Genomic DNA, 19,228 nt, shown 5'->3' on the forward strand with positions numbered 1-19,228 from the left:
ACCCTATAGAACGCGATCCTCGTTAGTAACTCTGCTGTCTGTTGCCAGACCCGGCGTTGAGGCCCATCGGTGCAGAGGCTAGCCGAATTAAGCGGCTAAAGCGTAGTTTTCGTCGTTTGCGACTATTGTTTTCAGATGGATTTACGAGGTAATCTGATCCTCGGTATGCCCTGCGCTGCTTTGCAACCCACGTCGAAACCAGATCGTCCCCGGTATTCGCTTTGGTAGTGCTTAGGATGGTGATGAATTCCAAAAGTTCAAGCCCTAGCCGGGTATTCTAACAGAATTAATGAATATTTCTTTACAGGTGAGCTAGCAATTCTTCGGGATGATCAATCAGATGATGTGCGCCCCAGGTTTCAGGCGGTTGATCATTGCCCAGATAGCCGTAGCGCGCAACGATGGGCTGCATACCGGCTGCCAAACTGGCTTGGACATCGCGTATGTCGTCACCCAGATAAATGCAGTGGGTAGGGGAAACGGTCATTTTGTTGCTGGCTGCCAAGAGCGGTTCAGGGTGTGGTTTGATGTGGGCGGTTTCATCGCCACATATGACACAGGCAACTCGTTGCGTTAAACCGAGAATTTGAATCAACGGACGTGTAAAACGAGCGGGTTTGTTGGTGACAATGCCCCAAGGTAAATTCATTGTCTCCATTTGATTCAACAGTGCTTCAACGCCTGGAAACAAGCAAGTGTCGTGACACAGTCGCTGGGTGTAAAAATCCAGAAATTCATCGCGCATGGATTCATAGCCATCGTCACCAGGTTTGATATTGAAGCTGAGCCCCAGCAATCCACGCGCGCCTGCGGATGCGACAGAACGAATCTGAGTAATAGGCAGTTCGGTTAAACCGCGTGCGATTCGTTGCCGGTTTAGGGCATGGCCGAGGTCGGGCGCGGTGTCGGCCAGTGTTCCATCAAAATCAAAGAGAACAGCTTTAATCATTCAGTGCGCTTAGCGAGAAAATGTAAGTTAGCTGCGATATGCCATGATGTAGTTGACGTCGATATCATTTTCCAATGCATATATTTTGGTAAACGGATTATACGTCATGCCGATCAATTTTTCGTCGGTTAGGCCAGCATTACGCGCCATACGCGCAAGTTCGGAAGGTTTGATGAATTTGGCATATTCATGCGTGCCGCGCGGCAATAGATTTAAAACATATTCTGCGCCAATAATGGCAAACAGATAGGATTTCGGATTGCGATTGATGGTTGAGAAAAATACCCAGCCATTTGGTTTTGCCAATTGAGTGCACGAGTGAATAACGCTCATTGGGTCGGGTACATGCTCGAGCATTTCCATGCAGGTGACAACATCATAGTGATGCGGTTTTTCTTGCGCCAGGGATTCCACGGTGATTTTGCGATAATCTACGTCATGACCGCTTTCCAGCAGGTGTAGCTTGGCTACCTTGAGTGCTTTGTCGCTCAGATCAATGCCGGTGACATGCGCGCCCAATGATGCCATGCTTTCGGATAGAATGCCGCCACCGCAACCGACATCCAGCACAGTTTTTCCTGCCAGTCCTTCAGTTAGATCATTGATGTAGTTAAGGCGTAATGGGTTGATATCATGTAATGGTTTAAATTCACTGTTTGGGTCCCACCAGCGGTGAGCAAGCTGGCTGAATTTCTCGAGTTCCATCGGATCAGCGTTAATACCGTCATTTTCCATGTGCATTCCTTTAGTTCGATTGTTTTGACGTTGCCGTAATACGTTCTTGCCAGATGGTTGTGCGATACTGCAGTTCAGTTTGGTTAAGCGTCGTCAATTGTTTGTCTTCCAGCAGCATTCTACCATTTACCCACACATGGCTCACGTTTTCACGGCCTGCGGCATAGACTAAATGTGAGACAGGGTCATAGCAAGGGGTAAGATTAAGGTGGGAGAAATTGATGGCTGTGATATCGGCTGCTTTCCCAATGGTCAATGAACCAGTTAATTGACCCAATCCTAATGCATTGGCACCGTTCAAGGTAGCCATTTTCAGCACTTGATGGGCGGGGAGGGTATCTGCCCGGCCGCTGGTTGCTTTGGCGAGCAGCGCCGCTAGGCGCATTTCTTCAAACATATCCAAACGATTATTGCTGGCTGCGCTGTCGGTTCCGAGGCCGACATTAACGCCTTGATTCACTAATGATGAGATTGGTGCAATTCCACTGGCCAATTTCATATTGGATGAAGGACAGTGTGCAATGCTACAATTATATTGATGTGCCAGTTTAATTTCATGATCGGTCAGATGCACCATATGCACGGCGATCAAATTGGGGCTGAGTAGTCCTAATTGTTGCATGCGCTCTAAGGGTCTTACCCCACTTGATTCCAGGTTGATGCGGATTTCATCTTGGGTTTCATGCAAATGGGTATGAACCGGTGCGTCGAGTTGTTCTGCGTAAGTCAGAATGCTGTTAAAGGTTTTGTCGCTGACGGTATAGGGCGCGTGAGGCGCAAAACAGAAGGATAGCAGCGAATTGTGTTGATACTTGTCGCGTAGTTCCAATCCTTTGGCCAGATAATCGTCAGCATCGCTGGCATAAGGTGTCGGAAAATCAATCACAATCATACCAATAGCAGCGCGCATTCCTGAACTTATCGCGGCTTGCGCACAGGATTCCGGAAAAAAATACATGTCATTGAAACAGGTAATGCCACCTTTGATCATCTCGGCACAAGCGAGCTGAGTACCATCCAGTACAAATTGTGCGTTGACATGTTGATTTTCTGTCGGCCATATGTGTTTGTTGAGCCATTCCATCAGAGGTAAATCGTCAGCAAGACCTCGCATGAGCGTCATGGCTGCATGTGTGTGCAGATTGATCAATCCTGGAATCAATGCGTGATCACTCAGAGTGAGTGTTTGTCGCGGTTTGTAACGTTGACTGACCTCGGTTATCGGAAGAATGTCTTTGATGAATCCTTGATCAATTGCGATGGCATGTTGATTTAGTATGATTTCAGCAGGTTCAACAGGAATAATCCATTTCGCTTCAATTAATGTATCAATTTCTTTCCGATTACTCATTTGCTAAGCAATACGCATAAAAGAAAAAGCCCTGCTGGGATGTGCAGGGCTTTTTTAGCAAAAATAACAAACTAATGCGGCTTATCGAGTACCTGCCACTTCAATTTCAACCCGGCGATCAGGCGCTAAACACTCAATCAACGCTTTGGATCTTCTTTCACCAGCACAGTTGTTGCCAGTTACTGGATTGGCTTCACCTTTGCCATCAACAAAGATCAGACTTGGGTCAATGCCTCTAGATACCAGGTGTGCTTTTACCGACTCAGCACGGCGTAGAGAAAGTGCTTTGTTGTATTCATCTGATCCAATGCGATCAGCATAACCTACAGCGATAATGAGATCATATTTTACACCCTCTATGCCCGTAACAAACTCATTAAGAGATTGGATGCCATTGGGTTTTAATTTTGAGCTATCAAAATCAAATAATGCATCAGCAGAGAATGTGATTTTTTCAGGCGCTGTTTTAACAGGTGCAGGCGCAGGCGCTTCTGCTACTACTTCAGGTTTCTTGACCAGATCCGGATCACATTCATGAATTGCCATGGCAGGCGTCCAATAGCTGGTGCGCCAGCATAACCCAGTTGAGTTTCTTGCAACCTCACCACGGCCATCAATGCCGTAAGCTTGCGGCTTGGTTGACTGATCTGTGTTTGTTTCTTGTGCTAAGACAGCACCAGAAAACATTGCTGGTATAAGAATCATTCCAATAAGAGTATTTTTGGCTGATGTTTTTTTCATGATGTTGTCCTTTTAATGAAAACTATGTTTCTGAGAGTTCTATCGGCAATGCAAGTAAATGCCTTGCCATTACAATTGAAAGTCTTTGCTATTCTACTACTTCGAGCTAATTAGTGTTCTATTATCAGTTTGTTTGCATATTATCGCAAACTAATATGTTGTTTAATTGCAACAGAAACGTGTTGTAAATTGAATTGAACTAAGGGAATTAGTATGTTTAATCGATAAAAATCATGCGGTTCTCATGTTAATAATAGAAATTTCGTTCTAATGAAAAGAGATATACTGCTTTGTTTCATTAGATATTGTAGTAATTGAGCCAAAGTAGGCGAATTCCAGAGTAGTTCGAATATATACTATTAATTAAATCGTGCAATCTAGATTGCACGATCGCTTGAGATTACGTCACCGATTAAAAATTCTTTATACGACTATTAAATTATAGGAACTTGCTTGTATGATCGATGCGTCGGGGTCGGTAACTTTGTCAGTGCAGAATCTTTGTCGTAATTTTGGGCATCATGCTGCGGTGCATAATGTTAACTTGCAATTAAAGCGAGGAGAGGTATTAGGGTTGCTCGGGCCGAATGGCGCAGGTAAAAGCACAACCATGCGTATGCTGTCGGGAAATCTTGCGCCAAGCGGTGGCAGCATAGAAATCTGTGGCATTGATTTATTGGATAAGCCGCTAGAAGCTAAGGTGCATTTGGGGTTTCTGCCTGAGGTTCCACCGCTTTATTTTGATATGACGGTTGATGAATACTTATTATTGGTTGCCCGATTACATCGTGTTGACAAACAATCCATGCAAACTGTGTTAAAAGATGTGAAGCAGCGTTGTGGCTTAGGTCATCAGAGCAAGCATTTGATTGGAGCATTATCTAAGGGTTTTCAGCAACGCGTGGGCATTGCGCAAGCAATTATTCATAACCCAGATGTGATTATCCTTGATGAGCCAACGGTTGGCCTTGACCCCAATCAAATTAGAGAAATAAGACAATTAATCAGAGAATTGGGAACAACGAGTAGTGTTATTTTATCAACACATATCTTACCTGAAGTTGAAAATGTTTGTGACAGAGTGCAAATCATGCACAAGGGGACGGTAGTTTTTGACCAAACTATGATCGAGTTGCGACAACAAGACACTGATCTGGGATATATATTTACACAACTGACACAGTCATGAATAAACAGGAAGATTTATCATGGTAGTGACCATTATCCGCAAGGAATTAAGCATGCTGTTTATTTCTCCTTTAGCTTGGATAATGCTGGCACTGATTCAGTTCGTGTTCGCAGGTTTTTTTCTAGTGCGATTGGATGCTTTTCTTGAGATACAATCACAATTGCTGCAAGTGATCAATTCCCCGGGAATTACGGAAGTCATTATCTCTCCTGTCTTTGCTTTGGCAGCAATTGTTTTGTTGATGCTAACACCGATATTGTCTATGCGTTTATTGGCCGAAGAGCGCCGCAACCGCACTTTGACTTTACTAATTTCCTCGCCAGTTTCGATCATCGATATTGTACTGGGTAAATTTTTAGGCTTAATGATTTTTCTGGCAGTCGTGATTATGTTGATTGTCACATTATCTATTTCATTGCGAATAGGCGGTGTATTGGATTTAGGCTTGTTACTCAGCAACGTGCTAGGATTATTTTTAGTGACTGCATGCTTCTCCGCGCTCGGCCTTTATGTTTCAAGCCTAACGGCACAACCGGTGATCGCTGCGATTGGTTCTTTAGGGGTGTTATTAGGACTGTGGATGATTGATCTGGTTGCGAGTGAAACAGATGGTTGGATTCACTATATTTCTTTGTTGAAGCATTTCAGACATTTTAATCAGGGCTTGATTGATACTTTGAGTATCGCCTATTGTATATTGTTTATCGTGATTTTCTTAGTGCTGACAATTCGTCACTTGGATGGAGAGCGCTTACATGGGTAAGTAATTTTGGTGAAACGGCATGACACTAATAGATAAAAAATTCCGACGGCATTACCGCATACAAAATGGCATATTTGTTATTTTGTTTTTGTCATTGGTCACAGTGCTTGGTTTTTTTGCAGCGCAATATCGTTTTCAATGGGATGTTAGCCAGAATGGGCGAAATAGTTTGAGTGAATCCAGTATTGAAATTCTGCAAAAATTGCATGCCCCGATCCTAGTGACAGCTTATGCAACTGAGCAGCACGCACAATTAGGTGATATTCGAAAAATTATTGCCGATTTTGTTGCGCTTTATCAGCGAATAAAACCGGATCTTTCTCTGACATTTATTGATCCGGTTGAACAACCCATACTGACTCAGCAAGCTGACGTGAAGGTCAATGGTGAATTGGTAATCCAATACAACCAGAGGACTGAGCATTTAACTACCATCAACGAACAGGCATTTTCTAATGCTTTGATACGGCTGGCGCGAGCAGAAGATAAATTGATTGTAGCGTTGAGTGGCCATGGAGAACGAAGGCTCGAAGGGAATGCCAATTACGATTTAGGCGAATTTGGCAAATATCTTCGCACCAATGGTTTTAACAGTCAGACATTGAATTTTGCTATTGACCAAGATGTTCCCGCAAATGCAAGTGTATTGATGATTGCTTCACCCCAGGCAGATTTGTTGCCAGGAGAAGTGGACAGGCTGCTGAATTATATTGATCGAGGGGGTAATTTATTATGGTTGGTCGACCAGGAATCACTGCGTGGATTATTGCCATTGACGGAAAAATTGCGTTTAACGCTTACTCCGGGCGTCGTCATTGATCCTCAAGCCGAACAGCTTAAGGCGCCGATTACATTTGCATTAGGCGCAATTTATGGGCGACATGTGATAACCAATAACTTTGACTATATTACGGTATTTCCCTTTGCGCGCCAGATTACGATAAATGAAAATGAAGACTGGAATAGTGTCGCATTGGTTGAAGTGGCTCAGCAGGGTTGGATCGAAACCGGCGATCTGAATGGAAATATTACGTTTGATCAAGCAACAGATGTGCCCGGCCCAGTCAGCATAGCGGTTGCATTGGCACGTAATATCCGGGATCGCGAACAACGCATTGTCGTTGTTGGTAGTGGGCACTTTCTAGCTAATATGTATTTGGGGAATGGTAGCAACCTGGATTTTGGCGTCAATTTAATTAATTGGTTGACGGGTGATGAAGAATTAATTGTGATACAGCCACGTGCAACAATAGATAGTAGTTTGATTTTAAGTGAATCTGAGCTTACTTTGATTGCCGTGGGTTTTCTTGTATTCCTACCCACATTCTTTCTGATATGTGGATTTGTTATTTGGTGGCGTCGCAGAAGAATAGCAAAATGACTCATCACTCTCGTTTAAATCTGATTATGCTTGCTACCATCGCAGGTTTGGTGGCGTTTCTCTATTTTAGGCCACAATCTGATGCGATTCAGGAATATCCGATTTCTGCAACCACGGTTGAGTCCGTGCAGAGTGTGCGCATCCTGAATAAGCTGCAAGAAATTGTTTTAGAGCAATCGAATGATCAATGGCGGATGATAGAACCGATACAGGCAAGAGCGGATGAGAAAAAAATCGGAGAAGTTCTGAAAATCTTGAAGGCAAGTAGCCATCAGCGTTTTGCACTGGAAGATCTGGAGCGATTTAATCTGGATCGGCCTTATCTTCAGTTGTATGTTGACAAAGAGTATTTCGGTTTTGGCGGGTTCTCATCGACAACTAATCAACAATATGTTGTGACCAATGACTTTGTTTATTTAATTTCACCGCGCTATGCGCTTGCCATGTTGTTAGCTGTCAGCGATCTAATTCACTCAGAATTACTGGCGCCCGATGAGATTCCTGTCAGATTTGAAGTGGATCAATGGGTAGTGGAATTTCAAAATGACAGCTGGCGCACCATCAAACATTATTCTAATGATGGATTTGATGATGAAATGCTCACGCGGTGGATTCAATTGTGGCAAACTACCCGAGCTGAAGCGGTGAAATTGGAGGGCGAGCTTGATTCTGGTTTTGTTGAAAGAGGCGTTATACAAATCAGTATGCAGAATGGAAACATAGTAAAATTCAACATGCTACAAAATGAATATTCGATAGCGCTGCTACGCAGGGCAGAGGGAGTTGGCTATCAATTTCCGATTGAAGTGGGGCAGCAATTAATTGATCCAAGCACAATATTGCTGAATCAATAAATTTCTGAACACCGATGCCGGAATTACCAGAAGTCGAAACAACGTGTCGTGGCATTGCTCCGCATTTGATCGGTAAAGTGATTGCAAACGTTATTATTCGTAATGCAATGCTGCGTTGGCCAATACCACAGGATTTGCCCGAATTATTGCCGGGGCTGACGATTCAAACGGTGGTGCGACGGGCCAAATATCTGTTATTGGATTGCGGCAGAGGAACATTGATTCTTCATTTGGGAATGTCAGGCAGTTTATGTGTTTTATTGCCAAAATTGGTGCAATCGCCAGAATTGCCGCGGAAGCATGATCATTTTGATTTAATTCTTAATGATCAGACCATTCTTAGGTTGCACGACCCGCGCCGCTTTGGTGCGGTGCTATGGCATAGGGGAAATGTTGCGCAGCATCCCCTACTGATGAATTTGGGTCCGGAACCGTTGACAGCAGATTTTAATGCACAACGTTTTTTTGCAAGAACCCGAGGATTGCGTGCGTGTATCAAACAAACTTTGATGAATAATCAGGCAGTAGTGGGTGTTGGTAACATTTACGCGAATGAGGCTTTGTTTCTGGCCGGGATTAATCCCAAAGTAATGGCTGGCAGAATTGGTCAAAGGCGTTATGAAAGATTGGTTCAAGCGGTTAAGCACACTTTGCAGTTGGCGATAGAAGCTGGGGGCAGTAGCTTGCGCGACTTTGTACGCAGTGATGGAACTCCAGGGTATTTTCAACAACAATATTGGGTTTATGGGCGCAGTGGTAAACAGTGCAAGCAATGTACAACTGTAATTAAGCAGATTAAGCAAGGTCAGCGTTCCAGTTTTTATTGTCCGAGCTGTCAGCGTTGAGGAAGATTTACAACTCGAGTCGGATTATGAATAGTCTGCGCGAATTATTTTAAGTGCAGATTCTTCCGCTTTCTGATGGATCAATCAACTCATTACAAGGTTAATATGAATATTACATTCATTGGCGGCGGCAATATGGCTGCCGCATTAATCAGCGGATTGCTGCAGCAAGGCTTTGCAGCTGAACAGTTGCATGTGGTCGAAATTAATGCAGAAAACTGTGAGAAATTAAAACTTGATTTTGGTGTTCTGGCAACAAGTGATCTTGCTGACGGTGTTACAAGGGGTGATGTTGTTTTATTATCCGTGAAACCCCAACAGTTGTATGAATTGACTCAGGATCTTGCGTCTTTATTGAAGGATCAATTAATAATATCGATTGCAGCGGGCATCCGTGCATCAGATATTATGCGCTGGTTGGGCGGTTATGAAAGAGTGGTGCGTGCTATGCCAAACACGCCTTCGCTTGTGCGTTCAGGTGTTACGGGTCTTTATGCAGCTTCACGCGTGAATGACCAAGATAAAAGTAATGCTGAATCGATTCTGGCTGCAGTAGGCACGACACTGTGGGTGGCAGAAGAAGAAATGTTACATGCAGTAACCGCAATTTCCGGTAGTGGACCCGCGTATGTTTTTTATTTTATTGAATCCATGCAGCAAGCAGGGATAGAATTGGGGTTGACACCGGCTCAAGCCAGACAACTCAGTTTACAGACTTTTGTCGGGGCTAGTAAGCTGGCCAGTTTGAGTGATGAAGATATAGTTACACTGCGCACTCGGGTAAGTTCTAAAGGTGGCACTACCGAACGGGCAATTCAAGCTATGGAAAAAAGTGATATTAAGTGTAAGATCATAACCGCCATCCATGCTGCAAGTGATCGCTCACATGAGATGAGTGATGAATTCGGTAGAAGATAAGGTTAAAAAAACAACTATCCATTATCTTTTTTTAGGAAATATCTATGTCCGATCAGATCTTTGTTTTTCTTCTTGATACTACTTTGGGGCTGTTCTCTTTGGCGTTATTGTTGCGCTTTTACTTTCAGTTGTTGCGAGTCCCTTACTACAATCCGGTATCTCAGTTTTTGATTGCGGTGACTGATTTTATTGTGAGACCTGCGCGTCGTATTATTCCCGGTTGGGCAGGTATTGATTTATCTACACTGATGCTTGCTTGGTTGCTGGAATGTGTCGTTGTGAGCATCGTCTATGTGATGCAAGGCTATAACTTTGAGTCGAATATCATAGCTTCATCGGGAGTCATCGGGTTGCTGGGTATTGTTGAAATTATTAAAACAACGCTTTATATTGTATTACTGATGATCATTGTACAAGCTGTTTTGTCTTGGGTTAACCCAAATAGTCCACTGGCGCCATTGCTGGATAGTTTTACTCGCCCATTTCTCGCTGTTTTTCGTAAGAATATCCCGCCTATTGCTAATGTAGATTTGTCACCGTTGTTTGTGCTGATTTTAATCCAAGTATTGTTGATGGTAGTTGCGGGAATACATACGGAAATTGCTGCAATGTTGAGATAAGTGCATTGCAAGTGAGTTGGTATCGATATGATGAAACAAACAATCTCGTTCTGACACTGCATATCCAGACCCGTGCAAAAACTACTGAAGCAGTTGGTTTACATGGTGACGCGCTTAAAATAAAACTTGCAGCAGCACCTGTGGAAGGCAAAGCTAACTTGGTATTGATTAGATTTCTTGCAACGAAATTTGATGTGCCTATTGGGCAAGTGATATTGAAGCAGGGTGACAAGTCACGACATAAAATAATCATGATTCATCGGCCTATGCATGGTCCGAGTGCGTTATTTAATATATTGCAGGGCTAGTAGCAATGAATGATTCACTTGATAAAACATCATGGATTTGATTTTATGGCGGCACGCAGAAGCTGAGGATGGCTTTCCCGATGCGGCTCGTAAGTTGACCGAAAAAGGATTAAATCAGGCGAACCGTATGTCTGGCTGGCTTCAATCTAAATTGCCGGAGAATACTACGGTGATAGTGAGCCCAACGCAACGTACACAGCAGACAGCAATGGCGCTACGATCCGATTTTATAACGGAGGCCGCAATTGGCCCTGGTGCAAATGCTCACGACATTCTTGCTGTAGCTGATTGGCCTAATTATCAAGGCGCGGTTGTAATTGTCGGCCATCAACCAACATTGGGAAATGTGGTCAGTCATTTGATTCCAGTTATTCCTGCTAGGCTGAGTGTGAAAAAAGGCTCTATCTGGTGGATTCGGTCTCAAAAAAATGAGAACGGATTTGAACCAGTGTTGCATACTGTGATCTATCCTGAAATGTTATGAATAAGTTGAAGTCAAATATTATGCATATATGATGCCTTATCATGCCTAGGATAATTTTGTTCAATAAACCCTTTGGGGTGATCTGCCAATTCACACGAGTAGATGGACATCAATCATTGCGCGATTTTATTCCTTTGTCGGATTTTTACCCGGCAGGAAGATTAGATGCCGATAGCGAAGGTTTGGTGTTATTGACCGACAATGGTAAGCTGCAAAATAGAATTTGCAGCCCAAAGTTTAAACTACCGAAAACCTATTGGGTTCAAGTGGAAGGTAAGCCGGATGATGTTGCACTTAATGCGTTGCGCCGTGGCGTGGTTCTTAATGATTTTAAGGCACAACCTGCGCAGGTAAGCTTGATGGATGAGCCCAGCTTTCTCTGGCAAAGAAAACCACCCATTCGATTTCGCAAGGATATTCCGACTGCTTGGTTGTCTTTGGTTCTCAAGGAAGGCAAGAATCGCCAAGTAAGGCGGATGACTGCGGCGGTATTTTTTCCTACGCTGCGATTAATCCGATATGCAATTGGTTTGTATACATTGCAAGGTATCGTGCCAGGAGAATGGCGCATGCTTGCTGATTCTGATATAGGCTAGGATAAATAAAAATTGCTAGATCTTTCTCTGAAGTTTTTATGAAAAATGATTTCCTAGTTAAGAATCATAGTATTTTGTTTGCTGAGATTTACTTTGTAAATAGTAAGCTGAAAAGAGTAATATTTCCTTTCAGATATGTGATAGTGTAATATTTTAAATTAAAGAATAAAATAGCTAGATATTTAGCATAGTAGTTTCTGATATGAATAAACCGATTGATTCAATTGGATAGATGTTGTTGGGTTTTTTATTAAATGGGCCTGTGTTATGAAGTATAGGCCTTTAATGGGATGATAAATTATATGATTTATGAATTTCTGAATTTAATTTCAGGTGTGATTGATATGCCATGGTGGGGGTATATTGTTATTACCCTGATTTTTACACATATTACAATTGCTGCTATTACAATCTATTTGCATCGTCATTCGGCGCACAGAGCTCTGGAGTTGCATGCAATACCGAGTCATTTTTTCCGTTTCTGGCTATGGTTAACAACTGGAATGGTTACGAAAGAATGGACGGCAATTCATCGCAAACATCATGCAAAATGTGAATCCAAAGATGATCCGCATAGTCCAGTTATTTTTGGCATCAAGAAAGTATTGGCAGAAGGTTCGGAGCTTTACCGAGCAGAAGCTAAAAACGAGGATACTCTGAGAAGATATGGTTATGGCACTCCCGATGACTGGCTAGAACGTAATGTGTATAGCAAGCATAGCGCCAAAGGCGTTGCCCTTATGTTGATTGTTAACATAATTTTGTTCGGGCCAATTGGGATTACTATTTGGGCGATTCAAATGTTGTGGGCTCCTATTTTTGCTGCGGGTATTGTTAATGGCGTTGGCCATTACTGGGGGTATCGCAATTTCCAAGCAGAAGATGCCAGCAGAAATATTGTTCCTTGGGGTATTTTGATTGGTGGGGAGGAGTTGCATAACAATCATCATGCATATGCGACATCTGCGCGCTTGTCTAATAAATGGTATGAGTTCGATATTGGCTGGATGTATATTCGAATTTTGGAAATGCTGGGACTTGCAAAAGTCAAAAAGATTGCACCCAAATTGCGTTTTGACCAAGCGAAAACTCAATGTGATTCAGATACATTACAAGCTGTAATATCTCACCGTTATGAGGTGCTTGCAAAGTATACGAAATCATTAAAAACAATTTTTGCAAAAGAAATGATTCATTTAAAAGAAGCAACTGCAAAGTATGGAGTGGATAGTTCTACCTTGAAGCGTTGGATTCTGGCTGATTCTAAAACTTTGCAAGATCATGAGCGTGAGAAATTAACTCAAGTGCTCAGCAATGTTAAAAATCTTGATAAAGTCTATACCATGCGTGACGAGTTAGCTCAAATCTGGCAACGATCTACTGCAACAACGGAAGAATTGGTTAAACAATTGGAAGACTGGTGTCGCCGTGCGGAGGAGAGTGGGATCGAAGTATTGAGAGCATTTTCTCAGCGACTACGGTGCTACGCCTAATATCTTGAACGGATGCCAATAAAAAACCCGCATATGCGGGTTTTTTATTGGCTAAATAAGTGCGAAATCTTATTTGAGTTTTGTCTCTTTATATAAAACGTGCTTACGCGCAACAGGATCAAATTTCATAAATTCCATTTTTTCAGGTTTAGCCCGTTTATTCTTGGTGGTTGTATAAAAATGCCCTGTTCCAGCTGAGGACTCAAGTTTTACTTTTTCACGCATAACGATAACTCCATAGTTAATCTTGAAAAGTTTTTAAACGTTTTTGCCTTCTAATCGCATTTTTACCAATACTGCATCTATACCATTCTTATCAATAGTACGTAATGCCGCATTAGTTAATCGCAGCTTAATCCAGCGGTTTTCACTCTCAACCCAGAATTTTCGGTGTTGCAGATTGGGTAAAAAACGTCTTTTAGTTTTATTGTTTGCGTGAGAAACATTATGACCAGACATCGGTTTCTTGCCAGTTACTTCACATACTCGTGCCATATAGCGCACTCCAGAATTCTTTAAAGGAAGGGATTATATCCTGATTCGGAGTGTTTGCTCAAATTAAATCATGCTCAGCAAATGAAAGGGCAATACCGTTACCCACAATGAAGTGGTCCAATACTTTTACATCAATGAGAGCCAATGCTTGTTTCAGGGATTGGGTTAATACTTTATCAGCATGACTGGGTTCTGCAATACCGGAAGGGTGATTGTGCGCAAAGATAATTGCAGCTGCATTATGATATAAAGCGCGCTTGATAACTTCTCTGGGATAAACGCTGGCTTGTGTCAGTGTTCCACTAAATAGTTCTTCTGTGGCAATGGTATGATTTTTTGCATCAAGGAAAATGCCGATAAACACTTCATGCGGTTTGTTTGATAAACTCAGACGTAGAAAATCCCGGACTAGGCTCGGCGAATTCATCACATTACCGCATTTCAGTTCTTCACCTAAGGTGCGGCGAGCCATTTCTAATACCGCTTGTAGTTGCGCGTATTTTGCAATGCCCATTCCAGGTAATTGACAGAAGCTTGTCTGACTAGCTGCAAAAACATTAGTTAAATTACCGAAACGGGAAAGTAATTCTCTTGCGAGATCTACAGCACTTTTTCCGCTTATTCCGGTACGTAAAAATATAGCCAGTAGTTCTGTATCAGAAAGTGTTGAAGCACCTTTCTGCAACAGTTTTTCACGTGGACGTTCAGATATTGGCCAATTTGTAATTGCCATAAACTATGATGTGGCTCACAGTGATGTAAAATGGATTTAGTAACATATTTTGTTACTAAATTGTTTTAATTGTTGATTAACGAGGTGACGTGTGGCTAACCATCGATAATTAACTGATAGCGGCATCAGGGCGGTCAAATTGAGCGGGATAATCAGTCGCTGTTTCAGTGATTTGATAGCTTATCGTTTTAGCAAGATTAAATTTATTAGAGATATTATTTGTAATGAGAACAGGAGTGTCGGTTGTGTCGAAGAAACGCGTGCTGTTGGGAATAACTGGCGGCGTGGCTGCGTACAAAGTGGTGGAATTGGCTCGCCAACTAACTCAGGATGGAGTTGATGTGCAAACAGTCATGACTAAAACGGCTTGCCGTTTTATAGGTCCAGCAACTTTTCAATCATTAACGGGTAATCCTGTTTACACTGATTTGTGGGAAGCCAATACTGCGTGCGATATGGCGCATATCCAACTATCTCGTGATGCCGACATGATTTTAGTGGCGCCAGCCAGCGCAAATTTTATTGCCAAGCTTGCCAATGGATTGGCAGATGATTTGCTATCGACATTATGCATAGCACGTGATTGCCTGCTTATGATAGCACCGGCAATGAACCAGCAAATGTGGCAAAATCCTGCAACGCAACGTAATTTGTCATTGTTACGTCAAGATGGTGTGAAAATAATCGGTCCGGCCAGTGGCGAGCAAGCTTGCGGAGAAATAGGTATGGGACGCATGCTGGAAGTGAATGAACTGATGGAAGCAGTGCAAATTGTTATCCAAGCTGATACTTTATTAAGGGGTAAAAATATTCTGGTAACAGCCGGGCCTACGTATGAAGCGATTGATGCTGTGCGAGGAATTACCAACAATAGCTCCGGAAAAATGGGATATGCTGTTGCTAAAGCGGCATTGGAAATGGATGCAAAAGTTACTTTGATTTCCGGGCCGACATGTTTATCATCACCTGCAGTTGATAAGTTTATTCCGGTAGTAAGTGCTGAAGAAATGTTGCGTGCAGTGCAGACAGAAGTGTCACAAGCTGATATTTTTATCAGTGTCGCTGCTGTTGCTGACTACCGCGCAGCAAGCATCAGTCAGCAAAAACTAAAAAAATCCACTAACAAGCTATCAGTAGAGTTGACGCCTAATCCGGATATTCTGATGGCGGTATCTACATTGCCTAATGCGCCTTTCTGCGTTGGTTTTGCAGCGGAAACAGAAGATCTCGAGAAGAGTGCAGCAGCGAAAAGAAATAGGAAGAAGTTACCTTTATTAGTTGCCAATCTGGCTCAGGATGCGATTGGTTCTGATGAGAGTGAATTAATTTTACTGGATGACGATGGTAAACACGTTTTCCCCAAAGCAGCAAAAATAGAGCAAGCACGGCGTTTAATGAAGCATATTCACTTACTGTACAACACAAAATTTAAAAAGAATGAAAAGTATTGATATTAAAATTCTCGATGATCGTTTAATTGAACAATTTCCAGCGTATGCCACGCCAGGCTCGGCCGGATTGGATTTGCGTGCATGTATTGAGCAGCCGATGGTGATCAATCCAGGGGAAACTAATCTTATTCCGACGGGTATCGCAATACATTTGGCTGATACAGGATTGGCGGCGTTGATATTGCCTCGCTCAGGGTTAGGTCATAAGCACGGGATTGTATTAGGAAATCTAGTCGGTTTAATTGACTCGGACTACCAAGGACAAATATTGGTTTCCTGCTGGAATCGTAGCCAAACAGCTTTTCATCTTAATCCATTAGAGCGAATTGCTCAGCTCGTTGTGGTTCCCGTGATTCAGGTAACGTTTAATCGAGTAGACAATTTTGACCGTAGCCACCGTGGCGCAGATGGATTTGGCAGTACAGGAAAGCACTGATAAGCGAACTTTATCGATCATGGAGTGTTATTCTGAATATTTCTTATGTGTGATTCAAAGCAATATGCGCGCGATATTGGATTGCGAAGAAGGCCTATGTTTCTAATGAGGGCGTGGAAGCATCCCTTTGATTCCACGCATCATTTTTGCCATTCCCCCTTTGTTCATCATTTTCATCATTTTTCTGGCTTGCTCAAATTGTGCCAGCAAGCGATTAACTTCTTGTACGGATACGCCTGCACCTGCAGCGATTCGGCGTTTTCGTGAGGCTTTCAGAATTTCTGGTTTAGCACGTTCTTGCTTGGTCATGGAATTGATTATGCCTTCTGTCCGATTGATTATTTTGTCGTCCACTTTAACGTTTTGCGCTGCTTGGCTGAATTGAGCGGGTAATTTATCCATCAGGGCGTTCATCCCACCCATATTACGCATTTGCTGGAACTGTGCCTTGAAATCATCCAGGTCAAATGCTTTACCCGATTTCATTTTCTTCATCAATTTCTCAGCTTCTTGCTGATCAGCGCTGCGCTGCGCTTCCTCAATCAAGCCGAGTACGTCACCCATACCCAAAATGCGAGAGGCCATTCGATCGGGATGAAATGCTTCCAAGCCTGTTAATTTTTCTGCGACGCCGGCAAATTTGATCGGTTTTCCAGTGATTTGCTTAACTGACAATGCCGCGCCGCCGCGTGCATCACCATCGAGTTTGGTGAGAATGACACCCGTTAGAGGTAATGCATCGGAAAATGCTTTGGCAGTATTTACCGCATCTTGTCCTTGCATTGCATCGACAACAAATAAAGTTTCAATGGGTTGCAGAAGTGCTCCAAGCTCGCTGATTTCTTGCATCATGGCCTCATCAATACCTAACCGGCCGGCGGTGTCAACAATCATCACTTCATGATGATGCCTGCGCGCAAAATCCAATGCAGCTACGCCGATTTCACTGGGTTTTTGCCCCACTTGAACAGGAAAAAAATCGGCGCCCACTTGACTGGCCAGAAGCTCAAGTTGATGAATCGCAGCGGGGCGATAAATATCACAGGAAACCAGCAATACTTTCTTTTTTTTGTTTTCCATTAACCATTTAGCCAGCTTCCCGCTGCTCGTGGTTTTGCCGGCACCTTGTAATCCCGCCATGAGAATAACTGCAGGAGGAACTGTAGCAAGGTTAAGATCAACTTTTTCTCCACCTATGATCGTAATGAGTTCTTGATGAACCACCCCAACCAGCGCTTGCCCTGGAGTCAGGCTACCCATCACTTCATGACCGATAGCTTTTTCTTTGACACGTGCGATGAAATCTTTCACCACTGGTAAAGCAACATCCGCTTCCAATAGCGCTAGACGAACTTCCCGCAAAGCATCCTGGATATTACTTTCAGAAAGCCTTGCCTCGCCACGTAATGTCTTGATGACTCCGCTGAGTCGACCGGTCAGATTGTCAAACATACTTAAACCTCATAAATCAATAATTAGAGAACAAAATGATGACCCATTCTAATAAATATCTGGATCAGCTCTTTGAATTTGCTAACGTGCCATGTAGACTAAACAATTATTTCGGCAAATCAAATTAGAACTATCAATGACCAGCATTTTAACTTATCTCGCAGCCTTTTTGCTTTATATACTGATTGGTTGGTTTTTCTGGCGAAATACATGGAGCCAAACGGCATCTGACGTGGGCGATCATGTGTTAGTGAAAGTTACGTGGATGCATTATGCCATGCTTGTTCCCTTGCTGCTGCATGCCCTAACACTTTATCAATCCATGTTTGTTGGTTCAGGACTTAGCTTTGGTTTGAGCAATGCAATCTCAACCATTGTTTGGTTGACCGCTTTCATTTATTGGTTTTCAGGATTTTTTAAACGCTTACAAGGGTTGCAATCTTTAGTCGCACCCATTGCATGGGCTGCAGCAATCGCAGTATTGTTACCGTTTATTTTTCCGTCCCTGCGTCCGCTTGAGAATACGGAATTACCTGCATTCAAAGCGCACTTGTTGGTTGCAATGATGGCTTATAGCTTGCTGACAATAGCGGCGCTACATGCGCTGTTAATGACAGTCGTAGAACGCCAATTGCATCATCCTGCGTCACGTTCAGTATTTACCAATTTGCCACCACTGTTGGCAATGGAAAAATTACTGTTTCATATCATCTGGGTCGGGTTTATTTTACTCACATTAACGCTCATGAGCGGTATTGTGTTTTCGCAAGAAGTATTTGGCCAATCGCTGACATTTTCTCATAAAACTCTATTTGGCTTTATCTCGTGGGGGGTCTTTGCGGCGTTATTGGCAGGTCGACAATTCTATGGGTGGCGAGGGCGCATAGCGATTCGATGGACCTTAGCCGGATTTGTTATATTGTTACTGGCTTATATTGGTAGCAAATTTGTGTTAGAAATCGTATTAAATCGCCACTAAAGTTAAATCACCTTTATTTTTAGTACAACCTCTAGGTATTTAACTTCTCGGTTCTGATACGGTGTGAAATTTTGAATTGGTGCCCGGGGCCGGAATCGAACCGGCACGGGCGTTTCGGCCCGAGGGATTTTAAGTCCCTTGTGTCTACCAATTTCACCACCCGGGCGATAGAAATTTTAGATCGATGGAGGCGGGGGTCGGAATCGAACCGGCGTAGACGGCTTTGCAGGCCGCTGCATGACCACTCTGCCACCCCGCCATTTTTGCATGATTTTCATGCGTGCTGTGAGTCTTACGGGAAAAGCCTGTAACAGACCATTCGATTTCCGACAATAAAATAACATTTCACATATACCATTTTCATTAGAAAATGGAGCGGGAAACGAGGCTCGAACTCGCGACCCCAACCTTGGCAAGGTTGTGCTCTACCACTGAGCTATTCCCGCACTATGAAG

At 43.0% G+C, this 19,228-nt stretch carries 22 protein-coding genes, 3 tRNA genes and 1 other RNA gene; 14 read left to right on the forward strand and 12 right to left on the reverse strand.

Features of this window, described 5'->3' with window-relative positions; translation table 11 throughout:
• The 5 genes from ssrA to Q0C11_RS11360 all read right to left on the reverse strand — a co-directional run.
• Window positions 1-211, reverse strand: a transfer-messenger RNA (tmRNA) gene (ssrA, locus tag Q0C11_RS11340); the annotation flags it as partial.
• Window positions 212-301: 90 nt separating this feature from the next.
• On the reverse strand, window positions 302-949 hold the full coding sequence (locus tag Q0C11_RS11345; protein WP_293008049.1) for an HAD family hydrolase: 648 nt from the start codon (window positions 947-949) through the stop codon (window positions 302-304).
• Window positions 950-976: 27 nt separating this feature from the next.
• On the reverse strand, window positions 977-1,684 hold the full coding sequence (gene ubiG / locus Q0C11_RS11350) for a bifunctional 2-polyprenyl-6-hydroxyphenol methylase/3-demethylubiquinol 3-O-methyltransferase UbiG (protein WP_293008051.1): 708 nt from the start codon (window positions 1,682-1,684) through the stop codon (window positions 977-979).
• A 10-nt stretch (window positions 1,685-1,694) separates the two neighbouring features.
• Entirely contained in the window at window positions 1,695-3,035 is a 1,341-nt protein-coding gene (locus Q0C11_RS11355; protein WP_293008053.1) for a TRZ/ATZ family hydrolase, read from the reverse strand.
• A gap of 81 nt (window positions 3,036-3,116) precedes the next feature.
• Entirely contained in the window at window positions 3,117-3,776 is a 660-nt protein-coding gene (locus Q0C11_RS11360; protein ID WP_293008055.1) for an OmpA family protein, read from the reverse strand.
• Between the two features lie 457 nt (window positions 3,777-4,233).
• Here Q0C11_RS11360 and Q0C11_RS11365 point away from each other — a divergent pair, with 457 nt between their 5' ends.
• From Q0C11_RS11365 to Q0C11_RS11415, 11 genes are all read left to right on the forward strand, one after another.
• Window positions 4,234-4,965 (forward strand): ABC transporter ATP-binding protein, encoded by a 732-nt coding sequence (locus tag Q0C11_RS11365; RefSeq protein WP_293008057.1) that lies wholly within the window; start codon window positions 4,234-4,236, stop codon window positions 4,963-4,965.
• A gap of 19 nt (window positions 4,966-4,984) precedes the next feature.
• Entirely contained in the window at window positions 4,985-5,728 is a 744-nt protein-coding gene (locus tag Q0C11_RS11370) for an ABC transporter permease subunit (RefSeq protein ID WP_293008059.1), read from the forward strand.
• A gap of 19 nt (window positions 5,729-5,747) precedes the next feature.
• The gene (locus Q0C11_RS11375; protein WP_293008061.1) at window positions 5,748-7,109 is read left to right on the forward strand and encodes a GldG family protein; all 1,362 of its coding nucleotides are present in this window, start codon (window positions 5,748-5,750) and stop codon (window positions 7,107-7,109) included.
• Window positions 7,106-7,963, forward strand: coding sequence for a DUF4340 domain-containing protein (locus Q0C11_RS11380; protein WP_293008063.1), 858 nt, complete (start codon window positions 7,106-7,108; stop codon window positions 7,961-7,963). Before Q0C11_RS11375 ends, Q0C11_RS11380 begins: the two co-directional genes overlap by 4 nt.
• A 14-nt stretch (window positions 7,964-7,977) precedes the next feature.
• Complete coding sequence (gene mutM / locus Q0C11_RS11385; RefSeq protein ID WP_293008065.1) at window positions 7,978-8,808, forward strand: bifunctional DNA-formamidopyrimidine glycosylase/DNA-(apurinic or apyrimidinic site) lyase; 831 nt, start codon at window positions 7,978-7,980, stop codon at window positions 8,806-8,808.
• A 105-nt stretch (window positions 8,809-8,913) separates the two neighbouring features.
• The gene (proC, locus tag Q0C11_RS11390) at window positions 8,914-9,726 is read left to right on the forward strand and encodes a pyrroline-5-carboxylate reductase (RefSeq protein WP_293008067.1); all 813 of its coding nucleotides are present in this window, start codon (window positions 8,914-8,916) and stop codon (window positions 9,724-9,726) included.
• A gap of 44 nt (window positions 9,727-9,770) precedes the next feature.
• The gene (locus Q0C11_RS11395) at window positions 9,771-10,346 is read left to right on the forward strand and encodes a YggT family protein (RefSeq protein WP_293008069.1); all 576 of its coding nucleotides are present in this window, start codon (window positions 9,771-9,773) and stop codon (window positions 10,344-10,346) included.
• A gap of 11 nt (window positions 10,347-10,357) precedes the next feature.
• Complete coding sequence (locus Q0C11_RS11400) at window positions 10,358-10,654, forward strand: DUF167 family protein (protein WP_293008071.1); 297 nt, start codon at window positions 10,358-10,360, stop codon at window positions 10,652-10,654.
• A 31-nt stretch (window positions 10,655-10,685) separates the two neighbouring features.
• A complete protein-coding gene (locus Q0C11_RS11405) occupies window positions 10,686-11,138 on the forward strand; it encodes a histidine phosphatase family protein (protein ID WP_293008073.1) in 453 nt (150 codons plus the stop codon).
• A 41-nt stretch (window positions 11,139-11,179) separates the two neighbouring features.
• Window positions 11,180-11,734, forward strand: coding sequence for a pseudouridine synthase (locus tag Q0C11_RS11410; protein ID WP_293008075.1), 555 nt, complete (start codon window positions 11,180-11,182; stop codon window positions 11,732-11,734).
• A gap of 302 nt (window positions 11,735-12,036) precedes the next feature.
• Window positions 12,037-13,227: a fatty acid desaturase gene (locus tag Q0C11_RS11415; protein ID WP_293008077.1), complete on the forward strand. Its 1,191-nt coding sequence runs from the start codon at window positions 12,037-12,039 to the stop codon at window positions 13,225-13,227.
• A 69-nt stretch (window positions 13,228-13,296) separates the two neighbouring features.
• Here the strand turns inward: Q0C11_RS11415 and rpmG are convergent, their stop codons facing one another.
• The 3 genes from rpmG to radC are packed head-to-tail and all read right to left on the reverse strand — an operon-like array spanning window position 13,297 to window position 14,455.
• A complete protein-coding gene (rpmG, locus tag Q0C11_RS11420; protein WP_106707874.1) occupies window positions 13,297-13,452 on the reverse strand; it encodes a 50S ribosomal protein L33 in 156 nt (51 codons plus the stop codon).
• A gap of 33 nt (window positions 13,453-13,485) precedes the next feature.
• Window positions 13,486-13,722 (reverse strand): 50S ribosomal protein L28, encoded by a 237-nt coding sequence (rpmB, locus tag Q0C11_RS11425; RefSeq protein ID WP_293008079.1) that lies wholly within the window; start codon window positions 13,720-13,722, stop codon window positions 13,486-13,488.
• A 58-nt stretch (window positions 13,723-13,780) separates the two neighbouring features.
• A complete protein-coding gene (gene radC, locus Q0C11_RS11430; protein ID WP_293008081.1) occupies window positions 13,781-14,455 on the reverse strand; it encodes a DNA repair protein RadC in 675 nt (224 codons plus the stop codon).
• A gap of 224 nt (window positions 14,456-14,679) precedes the next feature.
• Here radC and coaBC point away from each other — a divergent pair, with 224 nt between their 5' ends.
• Entirely contained in the window at window positions 14,680-15,906 is a 1,227-nt protein-coding gene (gene coaBC / locus Q0C11_RS11435) for a bifunctional phosphopantothenoylcysteine decarboxylase/phosphopantothenate--cysteine ligase CoaBC (protein ID WP_293008083.1), read from the forward strand.
• On the forward strand, window positions 15,893-16,342 hold the full coding sequence (gene dut, locus Q0C11_RS11440) for a dUTP diphosphatase (protein WP_293008085.1): 450 nt from the start codon (window positions 15,893-15,895) through the stop codon (window positions 16,340-16,342). The genes coaBC and dut overlap by 14 nt, the downstream gene beginning before the upstream one ends.
• A gap of 102 nt (window positions 16,343-16,444) precedes the next feature.
• Here the strand turns inward: dut and ffh are convergent, their stop codons facing one another.
• Window positions 16,445-17,794: a signal recognition particle protein gene (ffh, locus tag Q0C11_RS11445; protein WP_293008087.1), complete on the reverse strand. Its 1,350-nt coding sequence runs from the start codon at window positions 17,792-17,794 to the stop codon at window positions 16,445-16,447.
• Between the two features lie 136 nt (window positions 17,795-17,930).
• Here ffh and Q0C11_RS11450 point away from each other — a divergent pair, with 136 nt between their 5' ends.
• Window positions 17,931-18,773, forward strand: a complete 843-nt coding sequence (locus Q0C11_RS11450; protein ID WP_293008089.1) for an inner membrane protein YpjD — start codon at window positions 17,931-17,933, stop codon at window positions 18,771-18,773.
• Between the two features lie 77 nt (window positions 18,774-18,850).
• Here the strand turns inward: Q0C11_RS11450 and Q0C11_RS11455 are convergent.
• The 3 genes from Q0C11_RS11455 to Q0C11_RS11465 form a co-directional block, all read right to left on the reverse strand.
• Window positions 18,851-18,939 (reverse strand) — tRNA-Leu (locus Q0C11_RS11455).
• A gap of 19 nt (window positions 18,940-18,958) precedes the next feature.
• Window positions 18,959-19,032 (reverse strand) — tRNA-Cys (locus tag Q0C11_RS11460).
• A 112-nt stretch (window positions 19,033-19,144) separates the two neighbouring features.
• Window positions 19,145-19,219 (reverse strand) — tRNA-Gly (locus tag Q0C11_RS11465).
• Window positions 19,220-19,228: the final 9 nt, after the last annotated feature.

Source organism: Nitrosomonas sp. (assembly GCF_022842015.1).
In the GTDB taxonomy this organism is placed as follows: Bacteria; Pseudomonadota; Gammaproteobacteria; order Burkholderiales; family Nitrosomonadaceae; genus Nitrosomonas.

What these genes read in the sequence shown, in the direction of transcription:
- ffh (WP_293008087.1), bottom strand. Translation starts at nt 17,794, where the DNA reads ATGTTTGACAATCTGACCGGTCGACTCAGCGGAGTCATCAAGACATTA.
- Q0C11_RS11410 (WP_293008075.1), top strand. Translation starts at nt 11,180, where the DNA reads ATGCCTAGGATAATTTTGTTCAATAAACCCTTTGGGGTGATCTGCCAA.
- rpmB (WP_293008079.1), bottom strand. Translation starts at nt 13,722, where the DNA reads ATGGCACGAGTATGTGAAGTAACTGGCAAGAAACCGATGTCTGGTCAT.
- rpmG (WP_106707874.1), bottom strand. Translation starts at nt 13,452, where the DNA reads ATGCGTGAAAAAGTAAAACTTGAGTCCTCAGCTGGAACAGGGCATTTT.
- Q0C11_RS11380 (WP_293008063.1), top strand. Translation starts at nt 7,106, where the DNA reads ATGACTCATCACTCTCGTTTAAATCTGATTATGCTTGCTACCATCGCA.
- Q0C11_RS11375 (WP_293008061.1), top strand. Translation starts at nt 5,748, where the DNA reads ATGACACTAATAGATAAAAAATTCCGACGGCATTACCGCATACAAAAT.
- proC (WP_293008067.1), top strand. Translation starts at nt 8,914, where the DNA reads ATGAATATTACATTCATTGGCGGCGGCAATATGGCTGCCGCATTAATC.
- Q0C11_RS11345 (WP_293008049.1), bottom strand. Translation starts at nt 949, where the DNA reads ATGATTAAAGCTGTTCTCTTTGATTTTGATGGAACACTGGCCGACACC.
- Q0C11_RS11415 (WP_293008077.1), top strand. Translation starts at nt 12,037, where the DNA reads ATGATTTATGAATTTCTGAATTTAATTTCAGGTGTGATTGATATGCCA.
- Q0C11_RS11395 (WP_293008069.1), top strand. Translation starts at nt 9,771, where the DNA reads ATGTCCGATCAGATCTTTGTTTTTCTTCTTGATACTACTTTGGGGCTG.
- Q0C11_RS11365 (WP_293008057.1), top strand. Translation starts at nt 4,234, where the DNA reads ATGATCGATGCGTCGGGGTCGGTAACTTTGTCAGTGCAGAATCTTTGT.
- Q0C11_RS11360 (WP_293008055.1), bottom strand. Translation starts at nt 3,776, where the DNA reads ATGAAAAAAACATCAGCCAAAAATACTCTTATTGGAATGATTCTTATA.
- Q0C11_RS11355 (WP_293008053.1), bottom strand. Translation starts at nt 3,035, where the DNA reads ATGAGTAATCGGAAAGAAATTGATACATTAATTGAAGCGAAATGGATT.
- Q0C11_RS11450 (WP_293008089.1), top strand. Translation starts at nt 17,931, where the DNA reads ATGACCAGCATTTTAACTTATCTCGCAGCCTTTTTGCTTTATATACTG.
- coaBC (WP_293008083.1), top strand. Translation starts at nt 14,680, where the DNA reads ATGAGAACAGGAGTGTCGGTTGTGTCGAAGAAACGCGTGCTGTTGGGA.
- ubiG (WP_293008051.1), bottom strand. Translation starts at nt 1,684, where the DNA reads ATGGAAAATGACGGTATTAACGCTGATCCGATGGAACTCGAGAAATTC.
- Q0C11_RS11405 (WP_293008073.1), top strand. Translation starts at nt 10,686, where the DNA reads ATGGATTTGATTTTATGGCGGCACGCAGAAGCTGAGGATGGCTTTCCC.
- dut (WP_293008085.1), top strand. Translation starts at nt 15,893, where the DNA reads ATGAAAAGTATTGATATTAAAATTCTCGATGATCGTTTAATTGAACAA.
- radC (WP_293008081.1), bottom strand. Translation starts at nt 14,455, where the DNA reads ATGGCAATTACAAATTGGCCAATATCTGAACGTCCACGTGAAAAACTG.
- Q0C11_RS11370 (WP_293008059.1), top strand. Translation starts at nt 4,985, where the DNA reads ATGGTAGTGACCATTATCCGCAAGGAATTAAGCATGCTGTTTATTTCT.
- mutM (WP_293008065.1), top strand. Translation starts at nt 7,978, where the DNA reads ATGCCGGAATTACCAGAAGTCGAAACAACGTGTCGTGGCATTGCTCCG.